Raw genomic sequence first — 19683 nt, forward strand, 5'->3', positions numbered from 1 at the left:
CGCCGGGTCCGGTGTCGTCGTGTCGGGAGGGTCAGGCGAACGGCCCGCCGGGCGCGAAGACGCGGGCGGCGAAGCGGTCGGCGATCCGGACGTGGGTGGCCGCGTCGGGGTGCAGACGGTCGGGCAGCGGCAGCTCGGCGGCGTCGGCCTCGCCGTAGAGCTCGGGACCGTCGAGACGGTGCAGGTGCGGGTCGTCGGGGATCCGCTGGGAGAGGACGCGCTCGATCTCCTCGCGGATCACCCGCAGCGTGAGGCGTCCGGCGGGGACCTCGGCCGGGTCGCCCGTCGCGCGGAACGACATCGCCCCGTGCTCGTCGACGTCGACGGCGCCCGGTCCGGGGGTGTCCTCGTGGATCGGGCACAGGATGGGGGACACGACGAGCAGCGGCGTCGTCGGGCGGCCCTCGCGGATCGTGTCGAGGAACCCGTGCAGCGCGGGCCCGAGGGCGCGCCGGCGCATCACGTCCGCGTTCACGAGGTTGATGCCCATCTTGATGCTGATCAGGTCGGCGGGGGTGTCGCGCAGTGCGCGGGCGGCGAACGGGTCGAGCATCGCGCTGCCGCCGAAGCCCAGGTTGACGAGCTCGACGCCGCCCGCCGCGGCCGCGAGGGCGGGCCAGGTCGTCGACGGGCTCGCGGCGTTCGAGCCGTGGCTGATCGAGCTGCCGTGGTGCAGCCACACCGGGCGCTCCAGGGGCGGCACGGTGATCGCCGCGTCGGTGCGCAGGGCGACGAGGTCGGTGATCTCGGTGTGGGGGAGCCAGACCACCACCTCCTTGTCGTGCTCGGGCAGTCCGTGGAAGCGGACCGTGCCCGCCGGCCCGGGCTCGGTCTCGGCGACCCCGGTGGCCGGGTCGAGACGCAGGACCCGCCCGCCCGAGGTCCCCGCGCGGGCGACGAGCCGGCCGTCGACCTGCAGGTCGTAGACGCCGTCGGGGCGCAGCGGCAGGCCGCGGTAGCCGACGCGGGTGCGCAGCGTGTCCAGCTCGACGACCGACGCCCGCGTGCGCAGGACCAGCCGCACCCCGACGGCTGCGCCTCCGCCATGAGCAGCTGGCCGTCGGCCTGCGCGCGCGCCCGGGCGGGCAGGCGGTGCGGCCGCAGGCCGTCGCCGGTGGGCTCGAGCTCGAGCGCCCCGCGCACGAGCTCGGGGTGATCTCGGTGGTGATCACGCGTCGAGGACCCGGGTGACCTTCTCGGTCCCCGCGCGCCGCTCCTGGTCGCCGGCGGGGTGGCGGACGTGCACCAGCGAGGCGCCCGCCGCGAGCACGGCCAGGAAGCCGTCGACGAGGCCGCCGGTGCTCGCCACCGGCCACGCGGCGGTACTGAGGACGCGGTCGTCCGCGCCGAGCCCGAGCTCGGCGGCGCGCGCCCGGGCGCCGGCGACGACGCCCGCGACGTGGGCACCGGGAAGCGCGGGGCGTCGTCGGGCACCGGGGTCAGCGGGTCGAAGTGGTCGCCCTGCAGGCGGACCTCGGTCGCGTAGTCGACGGCTCCGGACGGCAGCGTGTCCCCGAGGCCCCGCCCGAACGCGTCGAGGGAGAACCCGACGACCAGGCCGGCGCCCGCCGCGGCGCCGAGCGTGTCCTCGGCGGCGAGCGCGACGTCGGCGCCCGCGGGGTCGGCGACGGCCTCCGCGCCGCACCACCAGATCGCGCACAGGGCGGCGGCGGTCTGCCAGTGCGCCGGCAGCAGGACGGCGACGGTCATGCCGGGCTCGACGTCGCACTCGTCGCGCAGCAGGTTGGCGGTCTTGGCGACCCAGTTGCCGAACGTCGCCCCCGAGAGCTCGATCCGCTCGCCGGTGGCGTCGTCGTAGAAGGTGATCAGAGGGCGCGCGGCGTCGGCCGCGAGCACGGGGTTCAGCAGGGCGTCGGTCACGGTCATCGGGGCGCGACGCTATCGGTGGTCCCTGGTCGACGCAGGCTAGTCCACGCAGGCCACGCCCTCGGCGGTGATCGCCGGCTGGGGCGGGGGCACCGGCGCGGGGGTCTCCGCGGAGCCCGAGAGCCCGTTCGAGGACTCGCCGCCGGAGCCGGTCAGGCCCGTGGCCTGCGGCGGCGCCGCGCCGGGGCCGTCGTAGTCGTTGCCGAGCACGACGCGCACCGAGTTCGGCGGCACCGCGGGGTCGAAGCGCGCCGGCAGGTCGCCGAGGCTGCGCGCCACGCGGGCGCCCGCCGCGTCGCCGGCGGGACCGAACAGCACCTCGGAGCGCGGGGCCGGCGCCTCGGCGTTGCCGGCGACCGTGCGCGCGTAGCCCTGCGCCGAGAGCACCGCGACGACGCGGGCCGCGGCGCCCTCCGCGCCCGAGGCGTTGCGCACGTCCACGGGGATGGTGCTCGGCGCGGGGCCGTCGTCCTCGGCGGCCGAGTTCTCGGGGCCGATGGCGTCGGCGACGAACCGCTGGACGGCGGTGGGGTCGACGGCCACCACATCTCCGCGGCCGTCGATGTTCTGCGTGCCCTGGGTGGGGATGGTGAGGAACGCGACGGCGCCGCCGCTGACGTCCTGCATCTGCTGGCCGAACCGCAGGAGGTCCCAGTCGCCGTCGAGGACCACGGACCCGCGGACGGCGTCGAGCAGCCGGGCCAGCGTGAGCGGGTCGCCGAGCGTGCCGCTGGAGAGGATCTTGCGGGACATCGACGCGAGGAACGCCTGCTGGCGCCGGATGCGGTCGAGGTCGCCGTTGGGCAGGCCGTGGCGCTGGCGGACGAAGGCGAGCGCGTCGTGCCCGGCGACCGTCCGCGGGCCCGCGGGGAAGCGGGCGCCGGAGAGCTCGTCGTCGACCGGGTTCTTGAGGCACACGTCCACGCCGCCGATGGCGTTGGTCAGCGTGTAGAAGCCCATGAGGTTGACCTCGGCGTAGTGGTCGACGGTCAGCCCCGTGAGGTCGCCGACCGCGCGCACCAGCTCCTGACGACCCGCCTCGGAGGACCGGACGTCGACCTCGCGCGGGTCGGTGACGCCGGACGCCACCAGCCGGTTGGCCTCCTCGGCCTTCGCGCCCGGGTAGGCCGAATTGATCTTGTCGCGGCGGAAGGCCCCGGGGATCGAGACGTAGCTGTCGCGCGGGATCGAGAAGGCCACCGCGCGGCTGCCGTCGTTGGGCACCCGGACCAGGATCATCGTGTCGGTGTTGACGACGCCGTCCGCGGCGCCGGCGCCGATCGCGCGCAGCGCGTCGTCGGGCAGCGCCTGGCCCTGCGCGTCGGTGCGGCTGTCGACCCCGACCAGCAGGATGTCGGTCGCGCCGTCCGCCGCGTCGCCCACGGGCCCGTCGCCGAGCGCCCCGGAGGAGCCCATCGAGCCCGAGAGCGCCGCCCACGCCGTGCCGGACAGAGCGAACACGAGCACCGAGAGCACGATCATCGCGACGCGCAGCGTGCGCCCGATCGACCGGCGGCCGCGCTCGGGTGGGACGTCGCCGCGGCTCGGGGCGGGCGGGCGCGGAGCCCGCGGCGGCGGGGATCCCGGACGGCGGTCGCGCTCCCGCTCGCGCAGCGCGCGCGTGTCGCGGGGGTCGCGGTCCCTGACGTCACGGTCCCGGGGGTCGCGGTCCCGGGGTCGCGGGGCGGGGGAGCCGGGCGGCGGGGGCGGTCGTCGTCGGGGCGCGACGGCCGGGCCTTGGTCGTCCCCCTGGTGGACGTCGACGACCCCCGGACCTCGACCGACGGGGTCGAGAGCTCGGCGAGGTCGCGGCGGCGCAGGCGGGCGCCGCCGCGCTCGGGCTCCCGGGGACCGGCTCGCGCTCGGGGACGGTGGGGTCGACGTCCACGTCGGGCGGCCCGCCCGCCCGACCGGGGCTGCGGCGGGCGGCCGTGGGGCCGTAGCGGCGGGCCGGATCGCGGCGGGACTGTTCGCGACGGGTCTGGCCGGGCTCGTCGTCGTCCATCGGCCCGGCCTCCCTCCACGTGCGGGCCCACGGGCCGCTCTCGATCTCGTCCGCCGTCGCCCTGGTGTCCGCAGCACCCCGGCAGCCGGATCGGTCCGGGGCACGCGATCCCTGGTCACCGGCGTCGCGCGGCCCGGGAGGACGTCTGGATCGCAGATTAGACGGCGCCCGAGCGGTTCGGGGCTTCTCACCCGTACGACGGCCCGTCGGCGCGTCGTGGACACGGCGGGTCAGATGTCGATCAGGAATCCGCTCCCGAGCAGGGCCTCTCGCGGCGGACGGGACGCCCGGGCGGTGACCCGCCGCGTCCGGTGCCCTCCGTGACCGGTGGGAGACTCCCTGTGAGTGATCGACGGGTGGGGGGTTCTCGTGCGGTGGATGGTGACGGGGGCGGGCGGAGCCCTGGGCAGGGAGCTCGTCGCACGGCTGACCCCGCCCGACGCCCCGCCGGCCGAGGACGTCGTCGCCGTGACGCACGCGGAGCTGGACGTCACCGACCCGGCGGCCGTGCGCGACGCGGTGCACGCCGGCCTGGGCGCGGGCGACGGACCGGCGGTGCTGCTCAACGCGTCCGCGTTCACCGCCGTGGACCGCGCCGAGACCGACCCCGAGGCCGCCGCCGACGCCTGGGCCGTGAACGCCGAGGCGCCCGGCCTGCTCGCGGCGGCGTGCGGCGAGGTCGGCGCGGCCCTGGTCCACGCCTCCACCGACTACGTCCTGGGGCCGTTGCCGGGCGGCGCGCGCCGGCCCCTGGAGCCGGGGGACCCCGTCGGCCCGGAGGGCGTCTACGCCCGCAGCAAGCTCGCGGGGGAGGAGCGGGTCCGCGCGACCCTGCCCGGCGCCCACCAGATCGTCCGGACCGCGTGGGTCTACGGCCCGACGGGGGCGAACTTCGTCCGCACGATCGCCCGGCTCGCCCGCGAGCGCGACACCCTGACCGTCGTCGACGACCAGCACGGCTCCCCGACCTGGGCCGGTGACCTCGCCGACGGCCTGCTCGCCCTCGCCCGCTCGGCCGCGCCCCCGGGGACGCGGCACGCGGCCGGCGGCGGGTCGACGACCTGGTGCGGCCTGGCCCGGGCCGTGCTCGAGGAGATGGGCGCCGACCCGTCACGGGTGCAGCCGTGCGACACGGCGTCGTTCCCGCGCCCCGCGCCGCGTCCGGCCTGGTCGGTCCTCTCGGACGCGTCGTGGCGGGCGGCCGGTCTCGCACCGCTACCACCCTGGCGGGACGCCCTGCACACCGCCGTCGTCCGCCATCCGGACCTTTTGCTGGGCTGAACGGCCCTGCTCGTTAATCCCATCGGTGTCATTTGCGTGTCCTCGGCGCACCGTCGCGCGTTGAGCGGTCATGGCTGTGGAGACGGTGCTCCTCGCGCTGCTCGGTCTCGTCGCCGTGTGGTTGGTGATCGACGCCGGGCGTGAGCGTCATCGGTTGCGTGCCCGCGTGGCCCGGGACGAGCGGTGGCAGGCCGAGCGGCGGCGCAGTGACCGCCGCGCGGCGCGCCTCGCGGGCCCGACGGCCTCGTCGGTCCCGACGCCGAACTCCTGGCGGTACTGGCCGATGACCCTGCCGTCCGCCGACGACACCTCGAGCGGTCCGCGGCTCTGAGTTCCTGGGTATGGACGCCCTCGCGTGACACCCTGAGGCGATGACGGAGCAGGCCGCGCCGGGGACGACCACCTCGTCGGGATCGGACTCCACGGACGAACCCCTCTGCGCCCAGGCGCGCGCGCTCGCCGCCTCGCCGGGCGACGACCCGGACGAGCACCACGAGGACCTCGTGACCCTGCTCCGGCGGGCCCACGCCAGCGGCGAGCACTCCGCGCCCGGCCTGCTCGCCGACGCCCACCTCGACCACGGCGAGCGGCGCGAGGCCGTCGAGGTCCTCACCCGGGCCGTGCACGGGCGGCAGCGCAGCGACCTCGCCGGCCTGCTGGGGGAGACGCTCGAGGCGCTCGGCGACCACGAGGGCGCGGAGGCGGCGTTCCTCGTCGGGATCGACGGCGGCCACCCCGACGCGATGAACGACTACGGCGTCTTCCTGCGCGCCCGCGGCCGCACCCAGGAGGCCGCCTACGTCCTGGACCGCGCCGCCCGGCTCGGCGACGACCTCGCCCCGCTGAACCTCGTGGCCCTGCACCTCGAGGAGCTCGACGACCCGTTCACGGCCACCGAGCTCGCCGAGGCGTACCGGGACGACGCCAAGCCCTCGACGCTCGTCGCGCTCGCCGACTGCCGGCTCGCGGAGGACCGCGTCGACGAGGCCGAGGAGCTCTACCGGAAGGCCGCGGAGGGCGGCGGGGCGTGCGCGCACATCTACTACGGCTGGTTCCTGCGCGACCGGCGCGCCGACCCCGAGGGTGCCGAGGAGCAGCTGCGCCGGGCCCACGAGGTGAAGGAGCCCGGCGCCGCCTTCCACCTCGCGCGCTTCCTCTACGACCAGGGGCGCACCGACGACGCCCACCCGTTCTTCGAGGAGGCGGCCTGGCGCGGCGACCCGGACGCCCTGGCGGTGCTCGAGGCCGAGTACCGCGGGCTGGTCGACGAGTGGGACGACTGAGTCGGCCACAATGCGGGGCGTGTCCGACCCTGACCTGCCCGAACCCGTGTCCGCCCCCTACGGCTCCGGGCTGGCCGTCGTCTCCGTGACCTACTCGCCGGGCGACTCCCTCGCGGAGTTCCTGACGTCCCTGGAGAAGGCCACGACGCGCCCGTACCGGGTGGTGCTCGCCGACAACGGGTCGGTCGACGGCGCCCCCGAGGCCGCGGCGGCCGCCGACGAGCGGGTCGAGCTGCTGCGCATCGGCGAGAACGTGGGCTACGGCGCGGCCGCCAACCGCGGCGTCGCGGGGCTGCCGGCCGAGGTGGGCTGGGTGCTCGTCGCCAACCCCGACATCGTCGTCGACCCCGGCGCGCTCGACACGCTGATCGAGGCCGGCGACCGCTGGCCGCGCGCCGGCGCGCTCGGGCCGCTCATCCGCACCGGGGGCGAGGTCTACCCGTCGGCGCGCCTGCAGCCGTCGCTGGGTCGCGGCGTCGGCCACGCGCTGTTCGCGGCGGTGTGGCCGGCGAACCCCTGGACGCGCTCCTACCGCCAGGAGGGCTCGGTCGCCGAGCGCACCGCGGGCTGGCTGTCGGGCTCGTGCGTCCTGCTGCGGCGCGAGGCCTGGGACTCCGTCGACGGCTTCGACCCGCGCTACTTCATGTACTTCGAGGACGTCGACCTCGGGGACCGGCTGGGCCGCGCGGGATGGCTGAACGTCTACGTCCCGGACGCCGAGGTCGTGCACACCGGCGGACACGCCACCGAGCGCGACGCCCCCACGTCGTCCCGGATGCTCGCCGAGCACCACCGCAGCGCCTACCGCTTCCTCGCCGACCGCTACCGCGGCGCGCGCTGGGCCCCGGTGCGGTTCGGCCTGCGCGTGGGGCTGGGGCTGCGCGCCCGCACCGGGGTGCGCGCGGCGCCCTGATCAGCCCAGCGCCGCCAGGTGGCGGTCGAGCACCGCGAGCGCCGAGTCGGGCGTGTGCCGCTCGACGAGCAGGGAATCGGCGAGGCCGCCGACGAGGGCGTGCAGGACCTCGGCCTCGGCGCGCGGGTCCCGCACGCCCGGCAGGGCCGCGAGGCCGTCGGCGAGCGCGGCGAGGATCTCCTCCTCGCCGGTGCGCAGCTGCGCACGCGCCGCCGGGTCCGCGATCGCGCGCACGAGGAACGCCGAGCCGACGAGCGCGTCGGCGCGGCCCTCCTCGTCGAGGGGGAGCAGGCCGGCGAGCAGCGCCCGCACGACGGCCCTCGGGTCCGTGCCGGCCGCCGCGACCCGCGCGCTCACCCGGGCCCCCAACCGCTCGCGCAGGGCGGACGCCGCGAACGCGAGGAGCTCGTCGCGGCTCGCGAAGTAGTGCTGGACACGGCCCTTGGAGACGCCGGCCTCCGCCGCCACCGACGCGAGGCTCGCGGCCTCGAGGCCCTCGCGGGCGGCGAGGCGCCAGAGCGCGCCGGTGATCTCGCGGCGGCGGGCGTCGTGGTCGACGACCTTGGGCATCGTTGGCGGTCCGATCGGCCTGCAAAGTTGTTACGATCCGATCGTATCGTGAACGGGGAGGGCGTCATGGCGGTCGGTGGGTTCGTCGACGACGGGGCCCGTGCGCTGTACGTCGCAGCCCTCGACGCCGCGATGGCGGCACTCCCGCCGCACGAGAGCCACGACGTCGTGACGGGCTGGGGGACGGTCCGGGTCCACCGGTTCGGGAGCGGCGCCGGCACCCCGGTGCTCCTGCTGCCCGGACGGACCGGGACGACGGCGATGTGGGCGCCGAACCTGCCGGTGCTCGCGGCCCGGCGCACGGTCTGGGCGCTCGACCTGCTCGGCGAGCCGGGCGCGAGCACCCAGACCGCGCCGATCACCGGCGACGCCGACCAGGCGTCCTGGCTCGCCGAGGTGGTGGACGCCCTCGGTGGGCCGCTGCACGTCGTCGGCGCGTCGCTGGGCGGGCGCTGGGGCACCGAGCTCGCCGTGCGGCACCCGCACCTCGTGCGCTCGCTGGCCCTGCTCGAGCCGGCGCACACGCTCTCCCGGCTGCGCCCGGGGTTCGTGCTCGCCTCGTTGGCGTCGGTCGTCGGGGCCCGGCGGTGCTTCCTGCGCTACGCCGGCGGGGAGCGCCCGCCCGCCGACGACCCGCTCGGCCCCGTGCTCGAGCTCGGGTCGGCGACCTACCGGATGGCGCTCGGCCCGCCCGGCTACCCGACGGACGCGGCGCTGCGCTCGCTCGCGATGCCCGTCCTGGCCCTGCTCGGTGGGCGCAGCACGGTCGGGGACGCGCAGCGGGGGGCGGCACGGGCCCGGCGGTGCCTCCCCGACGTCGAGATCGAGGTGTGGCCGGAGGCGACCCACGCGCTGCCGAGCGCCTGCGCGGACGCGGTCGACGCCCGACTGGAGGCGTTCCACGCGCGGGTGGACGGGTGAGCAGCCGGCGCGGTCAGCCGCCGAACAGACGGCGCCACCACGGGCGCCGGGGCTTCTCCTGCGGGCTCTCGGTGCGCGCGCCGTCGTCACCTGCGGGGAAAGGGCCGGAGGTGAAGGGGCTCGCGGGGAACGGCGAGGTGCCCGGGTGCGTCGGACCGGTGCCGAAGCGCACGGTGCGGGCGTCGCTGTCGTCGTCGACGTCCTCGTCGGGCCGCCGGTGGTGGCCGTTGGTGCGGCGGCCGCCGTTGTTCTGCGGCAGCCGCTGGGTGAGCTCCGGGTCGACCGGGGCGCCGCGACGGGCGGCCAGCCCGCCCGGGAGGACGGTGGTGGCGGAGGCGTCGAACGGCGACTCGGCGTTGTCCGGCGTGATCACATCTTCGTCACGCTCCGTGGCCCGCTGGGAGGCGTGCGCGATGGCGTCCTGGGCACGCTCCCATGCATTCGAGGCCACCACGACCCTCCTGCTCGTTCCCCCGACGGGCGGGTCCCTTCCGGGTCACTGCCGTCGGCGGCCCCGGGAGGGTCCACACTATCGCCCTCGGTCACGATTCGTCATCGACGAGGGGGGTCTCGAGTGGAGCACTCGGGGGACACGGCAGGGCGCACGGCGGGAGGCACCGCCGAGATCGACCCGGCGCGGACGGCCGCGGTCGTCCTCGTCGGCGGTCAGGGCAGCCGGCTGCGGCCGCTGACCCTGACCACGCCGAAACCGATGCTGCCGACGGCCGGGGTGCCCTTCCTGGCCCACCTGCTCTCGCGGATCGCGGCGGCCGGGATCCGTCGCGTCGTCCTCGGCACCGCCTACCGGGCGGAGGTCTTCGAGGCGTTCCTCGGCGAGCAGACCACCGGTGGGCTGGAGGGCCTCGAGCTCGAGTGCTGCCCCGAGCCGGAGCCGCTGGGCACCGGCGGCGGCATCCGGTTCGCCGCGGACGCGCTGGAGCCCGGATACGACGAGGTCGTCGTGTTCAACGGCGACATCCTCTCGGGCGTCGACGTGCGCGCGGTCGTCGGCGAGCACCGGGCCGCGGGCGCCGACGCGACCCTGCACCTCGTGCGGGTCCCCGACCCCACCGCCTTCGGCTGCGTGCCCACCGACGACGACGGGCGGGTCCTGGCGTTCCTGGAGAAGACGCTCACGCCGCCGACCGACCAGGTCAACGCCGGGTGCTACGTCTTCCGCCGCGACGTGCTCGACGCGATCCCCGCCGGGCGCCCGGTGTCGGTCGAGCGGGAGACGTTCCCCGGGCTGCTCGAGAGCGGCCGCCGACTGCAGGCCCACGTCGAGTCGTCGTACTGGCTCGACCTCGGCACCCCCGCGTCCTTCGTCCGCGGCAGCGCCGACCTCGTGCAGGGGGCGGCGCCCACCTCCGCCCTGCCCGGCCCCGTGGGCACCGCGCTGCTGCTGGCCGGGGCGAAGGTGGCGCCGTCGGCGTCGCTCACGGACGGCACGACCGTGGGTGCCGACGTGCAGATCGGCGACGGCAGCCGCGTCTCGGGGTCGGTGCTCATGGACGGCGCCCGGATCGGCGACGGCGCCCTCATCGAGCGCTCGGTGATCGGTCCCGGCGCGTCGATCGGCGACGACACCGTGGTGCGCGACGCGGTCGTCGGCGACGGCGCCTCGATCGGGGCGTCCTGCGAGCTGCTGGCCGGGCTGCGCGTCTGGCCCGGACTCGTGGTCCCGGACGGCGGTCTGCGATTCTCGGGTGGTGCCTGAGGTCGTCGCTGCCGCCGCAGAACGGGTGTGGCGGCCGGAGTTCGTCCTCGACGTGCGGGCGCTGCTCGCGCCGCTGCGCCGCGGTCGGGGCGACCCGACCTTCCACATGGAGCTGGAGGGGGCCGGCAACGGAACCGCGGGCGAGATCTGGCGCTCGACGCCGACCCCCGACGGCCCCGCCACGCTCGCGATCTCGCGACGCGACGGGGAGGTCCGGGCCCGCGCCTGGGGTCCGGGCGCGCAGTGGGCCGTCGACGGGGTGCCGATGCTGCTGGGCGCCGAGGACGACGACTCCGGGTTCGTCGGCCACCACCCGCTCGTCGCCGAGACCCGCCGCCGCATGCCGGGCCTGCGCCTCGGCGGCACCCGCACCGTGTGGGACCTGCTGGTGCCCTCGATCCTCGAGCAGAAGGTCACCGGCACCGAGGCCCGGCGGTCGTGGCGCGAGCTGTGCTGGCGCTTCGGCGAGGACGCCCCAGGCCCCTGCCCGCGCCGGATGAAGCTCCCGCCGACGCCCCGGCGGCTGCGCGAGATCCCCGACTGGGAGTGGCACCGCGCCGGCGTCGACCAGTCGCGGCGCCGGGCGATCCTCGCGGCGGCGACGGTCGCCCACCGCCTGGAGAAGGCCGCCGAGCTGCGCGGCGAGGCCGGGCGCGCGCTGCTGATGAAGATCCCGGGCATCGGCGTGTGGACCGCCGCCGAGGTCGCCCAGCGCTCCTGGGGTGACCCGGACGCCGTGAGCGTCGGCGACTTCCACATCCCCTCGACCGTCGGCTGGGCCCTGGTGGGCCGCAAGCTCGACGACGCCGGGATGCTCGAGGTCCTGGCCTGCTACGCCCCCCAGCGCCAGCGGGCGGTGCGCTACATCGAGGCCTCCGGGTTCCGCCGCCCCCGCTTCGGGCCGCGCTTCTCGCCGAAGGACTACCGGACCTACTGACCCCGGGTCGTCGTCGGTGGTGGCGACGCTTCGGAAACCGAAGCGTTGTCAGCGGGGGTTCCCGACCCGAGGGCCCGCGGCTCCGCGAAGCGGCCGTGACCGGTGGTGGCGACGCTTCGGAAACCGAAGCGTCGTCAGCGGGAGTTCCGACGCGACGCGGCCCGGGCCAGCGACCGGCCGAACGCGACCTCGTCGGGGAGCTCCGTCAACGGCCACCAGCGCAGGTCCAGCGACTCGTCGCTGATCGCCTCGACGGCGCCGGGCGGCGCGTGGGCGACGAAGCGGACGTCGAGGTGGCGGGTGGGGACACCGAGCGAGCAGGTCAGAGCGTGGATCTCGACGTGGAAGGGCTCGGGGTCGAGGGTCAGGCCCTCGATCCCCGACTCCTCCTCCGCCTCGCGCAGCGCGGCGCCGGCGAGGGTCGAGTCCTGCGGCTCGATGTGCCCGCCGAGCTGGATCCACGCGCCCACCCGGGGGTGCAGGGTCAGCAGCGCCCGCTCGCCCGCGGCGTCGAGGACGAGCGCCGAGGCCGTGAGGTGGCCGGGCGCGCAGGAGCGCGAGCACGCGTCGGGGCGGGCGTCCAGGTAGGACACCAGCCCCAGGCGCACGGACTCCAGCTCGCGCGTCCCGGCCCGCCACCGACCCAGGACCTCGCGGGCGTCGGCGTGCACGGCGGCCGTCGAGACGGCCGCGCGCGTGGTGGACGCCAGCGTCCGTTCCGTGTCCGTCATCTCTCCACCCACCGGTCGTCGACGGCGAGCCCGCCCCGCGGCGGCGGCTCGGAGGCCGGGTGCCCGATCGCGACGGCGCCCAGGGGCTCCCAGTCGGCGGGCAGGTCGAGCACCTCGCGCACGATCTCCGGCGCGAAGATCGTCGACGACACCCAGCACGACCCGAGCCCCTCGGCGGCCAGGGCGACGAGCAGGCTCCCGACGGCCGCGCCCCCGGCGACCGTGAACATCGTGTGCTCGGCCGCGGCCCGGCGGGCGTCGGGGTAGGCGTGCGCACCCTCGAGGACGAGGAACGGCAGCACGACCTCGGGGGCGGCGCGCAGCAGGTCGCCGCGGGCGACACGGCGCTCGATCGCGTCGGCGGAGAACCCGTCGCCGTGCAGGTCGGCGCGCCACGCCTCGGCCATGGCGTCGAGCAGCTCGGTGCGCAGGTCCGGCGACGCCAGGCGCACGAAGCGCACCGGGCGGGTGTGGTGCGGGGCGGGCGCGGTGAGGCCCGCGGCGCCGGCCCGGCGCAGCGCCTCGGGGTCGACGGGGGTGTCGGCGAACGCCCGCACCGAGCGCCGCGCCGGCACCGCCTCGCGCCGCCCCCGCGCGAGCGCCTCGTCCGTGCCCAGCCAGAACAGGTCCTCGTCGACCGACCGCACGAGGTCGTGACCCCGCGCCGTCTCCGACCGCAGCGAGGCGGGCAGGCCGCGCACCACGGCGACGGGCACGCCGCCGAGCTTGCCCTTGACGAGGTCGGCGGCCGCGGCGACCTCGTCGGCGACGGCGACCTCGGTGACCACGAGCTCGTTGCCCTGGCTGTCGACGGCGCCGCCGTAGCCGTGCACGACCTCCAGCCCGGCGGCGCCGATCGCGGCGTCGGTCTGCCCGACGCGCCAGGTGCGTCCCATGGTGTCGGTGACGACCACGGCGACGTCGACCCCGAGCCGCTCGCGCAGCGCGGCGCGCAGGGCGGCGGCCGAGGCGTCCGGGTCCTCGGGGAGCAGCGCGACCTCGTCGCCGGCGACGTTCGAGGCGTCGATCCCCGCGGCGGCCTGCACGATCCCCAGGGGGTTGGCGACGATCTTGGTGCGGCCCTTGGTGGCGAGCAGGCGCACGGTCTCGCGGTCGACCAGCGCGCGGCGGGCGGTGTCCCGCTCGTCGGGGTCGGTGGGCACCGGCACGAGGCGGCCCTCGACCTTCGAGAGCACCTTCGACGTCACGACCACCACGTCGCCGTCGGCCAGGGAGCCGGCGAGGGCATCGGCCAGCGTCGCCGCGAGGTCGTCGCCGGGCCGGAACTCCGGCAGGCCGGGGACACCCCAGAGGGTCAGCCCGTCGGAGGCGTGATCAGCTGCCATCGACGGTCCGGCTCCGCTCCGCTCCGCGGACGCCAGCGAGATCGTAGGCCGCACGCACCATCGCCGCCGTGGCGTCCGGGTCGGTCATCATCAGCGGCACCTCGCGGACCTCGACCCCCGGCACCTCGGCCCCGTCACCCGGGGCGACGAGCCACCCGTCGAGCAGGCCGCCCGTGGTGCGCGCGCCGTACCAGCGCCCGACGCCCTCGGCGCTGACCGGCACGTCCACCGCCGCCAGGCACGCCTCGGCCATCCCGCGCACGGCGTGCCCGTCGACGATCGGCGAGACCCCGACGACCCGGCCGGGCGCGGCGGAGAGCGCGGGCCGCATCGCGGGGACGTCGACGATCGTGTGGATGCTCACCACCGGGTTCGACGGGGCCACGAGCACGACGTCGGCGTCGGCGATCGCGGCGAGCGCGGCGGGGCACGCCGTGGCCTGCTCGCGCCCGACCGAGGCGAACGAGTGCGCCGGCAGGGCCGCGCGGTGGCGCACCCACCACTCCTGGAAGTGGATGGCCCGGCGTTGGCCGTCGGACGGGTCGTCGACGACGACGTGGGTCTCGATGCGGTCGTCGCTGGCCGGGATGAGCTCGACGCCGGGGGACCAGCGGTCGCAGAGCGCGGCGGTGACCTGCGAGAGCGGATAACCCGCCCGCAGCATCCGGGTGCGCACGAGGTGGGTGGCGACGTCGCGGTCGCCGAGCCCGAACCACGTCGGGTCGGCGCCGTAGGCCTCGAGCTCCTCGCGGACCGACCAGGTCTCCTTGGCCCGGCCCCAGCCGCGCTCGGTGTCGATGCCCGCGCCGAGGGTGTACATGCAGGTGTCGAGGTCCGGGCAGACCCGCAGGCCGTGCAGCCAGATGTCGTCGCCGACGTTAACCACCGCGCGGATGGCGTCGCCCGGTGCGGCGGCGGCCAGGACGCCCTGCAGGAACCGGGCGCCACCGACGCCCCCGACGAGAACGGTGACCTTCACACCGTCCATCGTCCCCCCGGTCGCGCTCAGCCGAGCAGCCGGGCGAACTGCACGTTGCCCAGCCGCGCGAGCGTGCCGTCGCCGCCGACGAGGGCGAAGACCCACTCGGCCGCCGCGAACAGCAGCGCCGAGGCGCCCGGGATCAGGAACAGCAGCAGGATGATCGCGAAGGGGGCGAACGGTGCGATGCGCGCCGCGCCCGCCCGCGTCCCGTAGGGCAGGTAGGGGTCGATGACGCCCCAGCCGTCGAGCCCCGGGATCGGCAGCAGGTTCAGCACGAACGTCAGGACCTGGATGATCCCCAGGAACGACAGGGCCGCGGCCAGCGGCAGCGGCGGGGCCGTGAGCGCCACCCCGATCGCGATCGCGGCGGCGAGCACGAGGTTCGCCATCGGCCCGGCCAGCGAGACCGCGCTGATCGCCGGCCGTGAGCGCAGCGCGCCCCGCTGGATCCAGACGGCGCCGCCGGGCAGCGGGATCCCGCCGATGACCAGGAACAGCAACGGCAGGACGAGCGTGAGCCCGATGTTGGCGTAGCGGCGGATGTCCAGGGTCAGGTAGCCGAGAGCGCGCACCGAGTGGTCGCCGCAGCGGTCCGCGGTCAGCGCGTGGGAGAACTCGTGCAGGCACAGTGAGACCGCCCACCCGGCCAGGACCAGCAGGACCGTGCCGCCGATCACGGTGCCCCGGGCGGGCACGAGCGTCAGGGCGCCCCCCGCGACGGTGAGCGCGACCAGCACCAGGAAGATGGGGCTGACCGGCGAGCGCAGGCGCGAGACGCGGGATGTCACGCACCCAGTCTCCCCGATCACCGGCCGGCGCCTCGAAGGCGTGGTGACAGCTCATTGCTACGGACAGCGCAGTGACGCTCACCGCATGTGACGACCGCCCGCCGCGACATGCGGCCGGACGTGTCCCCCGGCTTGACCCAGATGGAACGACACCGGTGTAATTCCTACGCGATGACACGTCGGTGCGGGGCCGGCGCCTCGTCCACTCAGTGGGGGCCGGGGGGAGTCGAGGCGAGGGAGGTGTCCGTGAACGGTGCGGAGAGCGGGTCGGTGGTGCTGGGTAGCGATGCAGTGAGGGCCTTCGGTCCGGTGGGGCAGGCTCCTCTGAGGGATGTCCTCTCGGAGCTGGCGATGGTCACCGAGGACGAGCAGGAGTGGCAGGAGCGCGCCCTGTGCGCGCAGACGGACCCGGAGGCGTTCTTCCCCGAGAAGGGCGGGAGCACCCGGGAGGCCAAGCAGATCTGCAACAGCTGCGACGTCCGCTCGGAGTGCCTCGAGTACGCGCTCGGGCACGACGAGCGCTTCGGGATCTGGGGCGGCCTGTCCGAGCGTGAGCGCCGGCGCCTGAAGCGCCGGGCGTTCGACACCCTGGACGCGGTCGACGCCGTCTGACGCCCCTGGCCTTCTCCCGGGCACGGGCACGGACCCGGCACCGGACAGTCCGTCAGGGGGCCCTACTCTCGGCGGCCGGACCGGTGCAGGGGCGCCCCGCGGGGAGGTCGCCCGAGGGAAGGGCGGCTCGTCGGTGGCTGGAACCTCGCCCGTCCTCGCGGTGCTGGTGTGCCACGACGGCGAGTTCTGGCTGCCCACCGCCCTGGACTCCCTGGCGCGCCTGACCCGCCGGCCGCGCTGGGTGATCGCCGTCGACACGGGCTCCGTCGACGGCACGTCCGGGCTGCTCGCGGCGAGCAACCAGGTGGACGTCGTGCTGCGCATGCCGCGCGACACCGGGTTCGCCGAGGCCGTCCACACCGCGGTCGACGACGCCGACCGCCGTTGGGGTCGCAACGCCGACAGGGGCTCCGGCGACTGGCTCTGGGTCCTGCACGACGACGCCGCCCCGGCCCCGGACTGCCTCGAGGTCCTGCTCTCCGTCGCCGACGCCTCGCCGTCGGCCGCCGTGCTCGGCCCCCTGTGCCTCGACTGGGACGAGCCCCGGCTCGTGGTCGAGGCGGGCGTGTCCATCGACGCGTCCGGGTCGCGGCAGACCGGCATCGGCGCCGACGAGCTCGACATGGGCCAGTTCGCGACGAACTCCGAGGTCCTCGCCGTCGGGTCCGCGGGCTCGCTGATGCGCCGCCGCGAGTGGGACGGGCTCGGCGGCTACGACACGGCCCTGGGCCTGCTGCGCGAGGACGTCGACTACGGCTGGCGGGTCAACCGCGCCGGCGGTCTCGTGCTCTGCGCCCCCTCGGCCCGGCTGCGCCACGCCCGCGCGCTCTCCAGCCGCACCCGCCCGCTCGACACCGCCGGGGTCGACCACCGCTACCGCGCCACCGACCGCGCCCACGGCCTCCGGACCTTCCTGGCCAACTGCTCGTCGCCCGCTTTCGTGCTCGGTCTCGCGCGCCTGCCCGTGCTCGCCGTGCTCCGGGCCCTGGGCCTGCTGCTCGTGCGCCGGGCGCGGGCCGCGGGCGCCGAGCTCGCCGGCCTGTCGCGGGTGCTCGGCTCCGGGCCGGGCATCGCCGACCTCGCCGACGCCCGCCGCCGGCGCAGCACCGGGGCGACGGCCCTGCCCCGCGAACTGCGGGGACTGCTGACGAGCCGCACCACGCGGCTGCGCAACGCCGTGCGCGGCGGGCTGACCTCGCTCGTGCGCGGCCGCCTCGCCGACGAGCTCGCGCTCGGGCGACTGCCCGAGTGGGCGGAGCGGGAGTCGCGCGAGGACGGCTCTACCGGGGGCCCCGCCGCCGACGGCGGTGACGCCGCCCGGCGCCCGGCCGTGGGACCGGGCGCCCTGGCCGTCGGCGCCGCCCTGCCGCGCAGCACCCGCAGGACCGCGGGCCTGCGCCGCCCCGGCGAGTCCCTGGCGGTCGCGCTGCCGGGACCGCGCGCCCCGGCCGACGCGGCGCAGGCCACGCCGGCCCCGACCCCCACCCCGCGCGCCGAGGGCCGTGCCGGCGCGCCTGCCCAGGCCTGGGAGGACCCCCCGACCGCCCCCGGCGAGCGGGTGGTCGTCGTCCCCGTCACCGCGGGACGGGTCGCGCGCGAGCTCCTCCTGGCCCCGCCGCTGCTGCTCGTCGTCGGCCTCACCGTGATCGCCCTGATCACGCAGTGGTCGCGGCTGGGCCTCACGCTCGCGGGCGGGCGGATCGCCGAGGTCCCGGGGCTGCGCGAGCTGTGGTCCTCCTACCTCGCGGTCTGGCACCCCGCCGCCGGCGGGACCGGCGCGCCGGCGCCCGCCGCGCTGGCCGTCGTCGGGGTGCTCGGGGCCCGCTGACGCCGCTGGGCGGGCCGCCGGCGGCGGTGTCGCTCCTGCTGCTCGCGGCGCTGCCCTCGCCGGCCTCTCGGCGTACCTCGCCACCCGCGAGCTGCGGGTCGGCCGGGTGCTGCGCGCGCTCGCCGGCGCCGTCTACGCGCTGCTCGGGGTCACGGGCGGCGCGGTGGCCCAGGGCCGTCTCGACGGCGTCGTCACCGTGGTGCTGCTGCCGCTCGTGCTCGCCGGCGTCCTCGCCGTGCTGCGCGGGGTGCGCGTCTCCGGGCGTCGCGGCTCGTGGTGGAGCACCGCGGCGGGCACCGCGCTGGCCCTGGCCGTCGTCGGCGCCTTCGCCCCGCTCGTGTACGCGCTCGTGCTCGTCGTCGTGGTGGTCGGCTTCGTGCTCGTGCCGTCCCCGCCGCGCGCGGCCGGGCGCCGGGCGATGGCCCTGGCCGTGATCGTCGTCCTGCCGGTGCTGCTGCTCCTGCCGTGGCCGACGGTGCTGCTCACCGCCCCCGAGATCCTCCTGCACGGCACCGGCGCCCCGGTGGCCGAGCGGTTCGCGGGCGCCCTCGACATCCTGTCGCTCGACCCCGGCGGCCCGGGGACGGTCCCGTGGGCGGGCCTGCTGCTCGTCCTCGTCGCGGTCGGTGGCGCGCTGCTGGCGCCCCGCCGGGCCGCGGTGCCGGGGCTCGCGCTCCTGCTGCTCGGGGTCGGCGCCGCGGCGCTGGTCGGCTCCTTCGCGCTGCCGCCGCTCTCGGGCGGTGACCCGCGTCCGGGCTGGACCGGTCCCGCGCTCGCACTGGCGGCGTGCGGGGCGCTGTGGAGCCTGCTCGCCCAGGTCGCCGCGGCACGGGCCGAGCCGCTCGGCCAGCTTCTCGGGCGGCGCGAGCGCAGCGGCCGCGCGCCGGACCGCCGCGGCGAGTCCGAGCTGGATCTCGGCGGTGCGGGGTTCGGTGGTCGCCTCTCGGACGCCGCGGAGCGGGTCGGCGCGAGCGCGACGGGCCTCGCGAGCCGGTTCCGGTCGCGCGACCGCGGGGACGAGCGCAGCGAGCGGGTCCGGGGCGTCGCGGTGCCGGTGCTCGCGCTCGCCGTGGTGGCGCTGGCCGTGGTGACCGTCGTCGGCGGCGGGGCCGGGCCGCTCGCCGCCACGCGCCCGGCCACCCTCGCCGCACCGCTCGCCGACGAGCTCGCGCGCAGCGGGGCCGGCGTCGTCGTCCTCACCCGCGACGCCGACACCACCCGGCGGTCGGGTCCGGCGCTGCCCCGCTACGGCGACGACGACTTCGCCCTGGTCGGCGCCGCGCCCGCCCGGCTGCAGCGCGACGTGCGGGCGCTGCTCTCCGGCGACCCGGCCACCGTGCAGGCCGGCGTGGCCGAGCTCGCCACGGCCGGGGCCGGGGCCGTGGTGCTGCCCGACCAGCAGACCGCCGGCTCGGTGCGCACCTCGGCCGGGCCCCTGCTCGTCGACGCCCCGCCGGCCTCCGACGGGCGGCCCGTCGCCCGGGTCGCGCTCCCGGTCGGCGGCGCGGTGCTGCTCGAGCCCCCGGTCTCGGACGACGCCACCGAGGCCCGCGCGGCCCCGCGGCGTCCCGCCGGCCTCACGCCGGTGCCGTCGGACCTGCCGACCGTCGGCGTGCGCGTCTCGCCGGGCGCCGACCGTCGGCTGCTCGTGGTGGCCGCCGAGCTGGAGTCGGGGTGGACCGCGACGGTCGGCGGCGCGCCCGTGGCCGTCGTCCCCGCCTGGGGCCACCTCGTCGGCGTACCCGTCGGGGACGCCGGCGGCCCTGTGGTCGTCGGGCGCGACGACACCGCCCGGCTGCTGCTCCTGCTCCTGCAGCTGGCGCTCGTGCTGTTCACGGCGCTCTCGGCCCTGCCGTCGCGGACCCGTCTCGACTAGCAGCGT

At 77.0% G+C, this 19683-nt stretch carries 18 protein-coding genes and 2 pseudogenes; 10 read left to right on the forward strand and 10 right to left on the reverse strand.

The features are described 5' to 3' along the window. Positions 1-31: 31 nt before the first annotated feature. From ACQPYN_RS08645 to ACQPYN_RS08660, 4 genes and pseudogenes are all read right to left on the reverse strand, one after another. Positions 32-1143, reverse strand: a pseudogene (locus ACQPYN_RS08645) (GDSL-type esterase/lipase family protein). 25 nt (positions 1144-1168) lie between these two features. Next, entirely contained in the window at positions 1169-1309 is a 141-nt protein-coding gene (locus ACQPYN_RS08650; RefSeq protein WP_433039187.1) for a hypothetical protein, read from the reverse strand. Positions 1310-1470: 161 nt separating this feature from the next. Next, positions 1471-1887: pseudogene (locus ACQPYN_RS08655) on the reverse strand (TIGR03089 family protein); the annotation flags it as partial. 39 nt (positions 1888-1926) lie between these two features. After that, positions 1927-3369, reverse strand: a complete 1443-nt coding sequence (locus ACQPYN_RS08660; RefSeq protein WP_433035902.1) for an LCP family protein — start codon at positions 3367-3369, stop codon at positions 1927-1929. Positions 3370-4270: 901 nt separating this feature from the next. Here ACQPYN_RS08660 and rfbD point away from each other — a divergent pair. The 4 genes from rfbD (at position 4271) to ACQPYN_RS08680 (ending at position 7369) form a co-directional block, all read left to right on the forward strand. Then, positions 4271-5173, forward strand: coding sequence for a dTDP-4-dehydrorhamnose reductase (gene rfbD, locus ACQPYN_RS08665; protein ID WP_433035905.1), 903 nt, complete (start codon positions 4271-4273; stop codon positions 5171-5173). A gap of 70 nt (positions 5174-5243) precedes the next feature. Beyond that, complete coding sequence (locus tag ACQPYN_RS08670; RefSeq protein ID WP_274189633.1) at positions 5244-5504, forward strand: hypothetical protein; 261 nt, start codon at positions 5244-5246, stop codon at positions 5502-5504. A gap of 40 nt (positions 5505-5544) precedes the next feature. Next, on the forward strand, positions 5545-6456 hold the full coding sequence (locus ACQPYN_RS08675) for a tetratricopeptide repeat protein (protein WP_433035909.1): 912 nt from the start codon (positions 5545-5547) through the stop codon (positions 6454-6456). A 19-nt stretch (positions 6457-6475) separates the two neighbouring features. Further along, positions 6476-7369 (forward strand): glycosyltransferase family 2 protein, encoded by an 894-nt coding sequence (locus ACQPYN_RS08680; RefSeq protein WP_433035912.1) that lies wholly within the window; start codon positions 6476-6478, stop codon positions 7367-7369. On the opposite strand, the gene ACQPYN_RS08685 is transcribed toward ACQPYN_RS08680, so the two are convergent. Beyond that, the gene (locus tag ACQPYN_RS08685; RefSeq protein WP_433035915.1) at positions 7370-7939 is read right to left on the reverse strand and encodes a TetR/AcrR family transcriptional regulator; all 570 of its coding nucleotides are present in this window, start codon (positions 7937-7939) and stop codon (positions 7370-7372) included. A 66-nt stretch (positions 7940-8005) separates the two neighbouring features. Here ACQPYN_RS08685 and ACQPYN_RS08690 point away from each other — a divergent pair, with 66 nt between their 5' ends. Next, on the forward strand, positions 8006-8860 hold the full coding sequence (locus tag ACQPYN_RS08690) for an alpha/beta fold hydrolase (RefSeq protein ID WP_433035918.1): 855 nt from the start codon (positions 8006-8008) through the stop codon (positions 8858-8860). A gap of 13 nt (positions 8861-8873) precedes the next feature. Here the strand turns inward: ACQPYN_RS08690 and ACQPYN_RS08695 are convergent, their stop codons facing one another. Beyond that, complete coding sequence (locus tag ACQPYN_RS08695; protein ID WP_433035921.1) at positions 8874-9311, reverse strand: hypothetical protein; 438 nt, start codon at positions 9309-9311, stop codon at positions 8874-8876. Positions 9312-9485: 174 nt separating this feature from the next. Between ACQPYN_RS08695 and ACQPYN_RS08700 the strand changes: the two genes are divergently transcribed. After that, entirely contained in the window at positions 9486-10577 is a 1092-nt protein-coding gene (locus tag ACQPYN_RS08700; protein WP_433038792.1) for a sugar phosphate nucleotidyltransferase, read from the forward strand. Next, complete coding sequence (locus ACQPYN_RS08705) at positions 10570-11514, forward strand: DNA-3-methyladenine glycosylase family protein (RefSeq protein WP_433035924.1); 945 nt, start codon at positions 10570-10572, stop codon at positions 11512-11514. Before ACQPYN_RS08700 ends, ACQPYN_RS08705 begins: the two co-directional genes overlap by 8 nt. Positions 11515-11648: 134 nt before the next feature. Here the strand turns inward: ACQPYN_RS08705 and ACQPYN_RS08710 are convergent, their stop codons facing one another. From ACQPYN_RS08710 to ACQPYN_RS08725, 4 genes are read right to left on the reverse strand one after another with little or no spacing between them, the layout of a single operon-like run. Then, the gene (locus ACQPYN_RS08710) at positions 11649-12245 is read right to left on the reverse strand and encodes an NUDIX hydrolase (RefSeq protein ID WP_433035927.1); all 597 of its coding nucleotides are present in this window, start codon (positions 12243-12245) and stop codon (positions 11649-11651) included. Next, entirely contained in the window at positions 12242-13591 is a 1350-nt protein-coding gene (locus tag ACQPYN_RS08715) for a coenzyme F420-0:L-glutamate ligase (RefSeq protein ID WP_433035930.1), read from the reverse strand. The genes ACQPYN_RS08710 and ACQPYN_RS08715 overlap by 4 nt, the downstream gene beginning before the upstream one ends. Beyond that, entirely contained in the window at positions 13581-14570 is a 990-nt protein-coding gene (gene cofD, locus ACQPYN_RS08720) for a 2-phospho-L-lactate transferase (RefSeq protein WP_433035933.1), read from the reverse strand. Before cofD ends, ACQPYN_RS08715 begins: the two co-directional genes overlap by 11 nt. A gap of 26 nt (positions 14571-14596) precedes the next feature. Beyond that, a complete protein-coding gene (locus ACQPYN_RS08725) occupies positions 14597-15361 on the reverse strand; it encodes a site-2 protease family protein (RefSeq protein WP_433035936.1) in 765 nt (254 codons plus the stop codon). A gap of 351 nt (positions 15362-15712) precedes the next feature. Here ACQPYN_RS08725 and ACQPYN_RS08730 point away from each other — a divergent pair, with 351 nt between their 5' ends. The 3 genes from ACQPYN_RS08730 (at position 15713) to ACQPYN_RS08740 (ending at position 19677) form a co-directional block, all read left to right on the forward strand. Next, positions 15713-15973, forward strand: a complete 261-nt coding sequence (locus tag ACQPYN_RS08730; protein ID WP_433035939.1) for a WhiB family transcriptional regulator — start codon at positions 15713-15715, stop codon at positions 15971-15973. Between the two features lie 133 nt (positions 15974-16106). Further along, positions 16107-17801, forward strand: coding sequence for a glycosyltransferase (locus ACQPYN_RS08735; RefSeq protein WP_433035942.1), 1695 nt, complete (start codon positions 16107-16109; stop codon positions 17799-17801). A gap of 106 nt (positions 17802-17907) precedes the next feature. Next, positions 17908-19677: a hypothetical protein gene (locus tag ACQPYN_RS08740; RefSeq protein WP_433035945.1), complete on the forward strand. Its 1770-nt coding sequence runs from the start codon at positions 17908-17910 to the stop codon at positions 19675-19677. The last annotated feature ends 6 nt before the right edge of the window (positions 19678-19683 follow it).

Source organism: Actinomycetospora sp. CA-053990 (assembly GCF_050948445.1).
Classification (GTDB): Bacteria; Actinomycetota; Actinomycetes; order Mycobacteriales; family Pseudonocardiaceae; genus Actinomycetospora; species Actinomycetospora callitridis.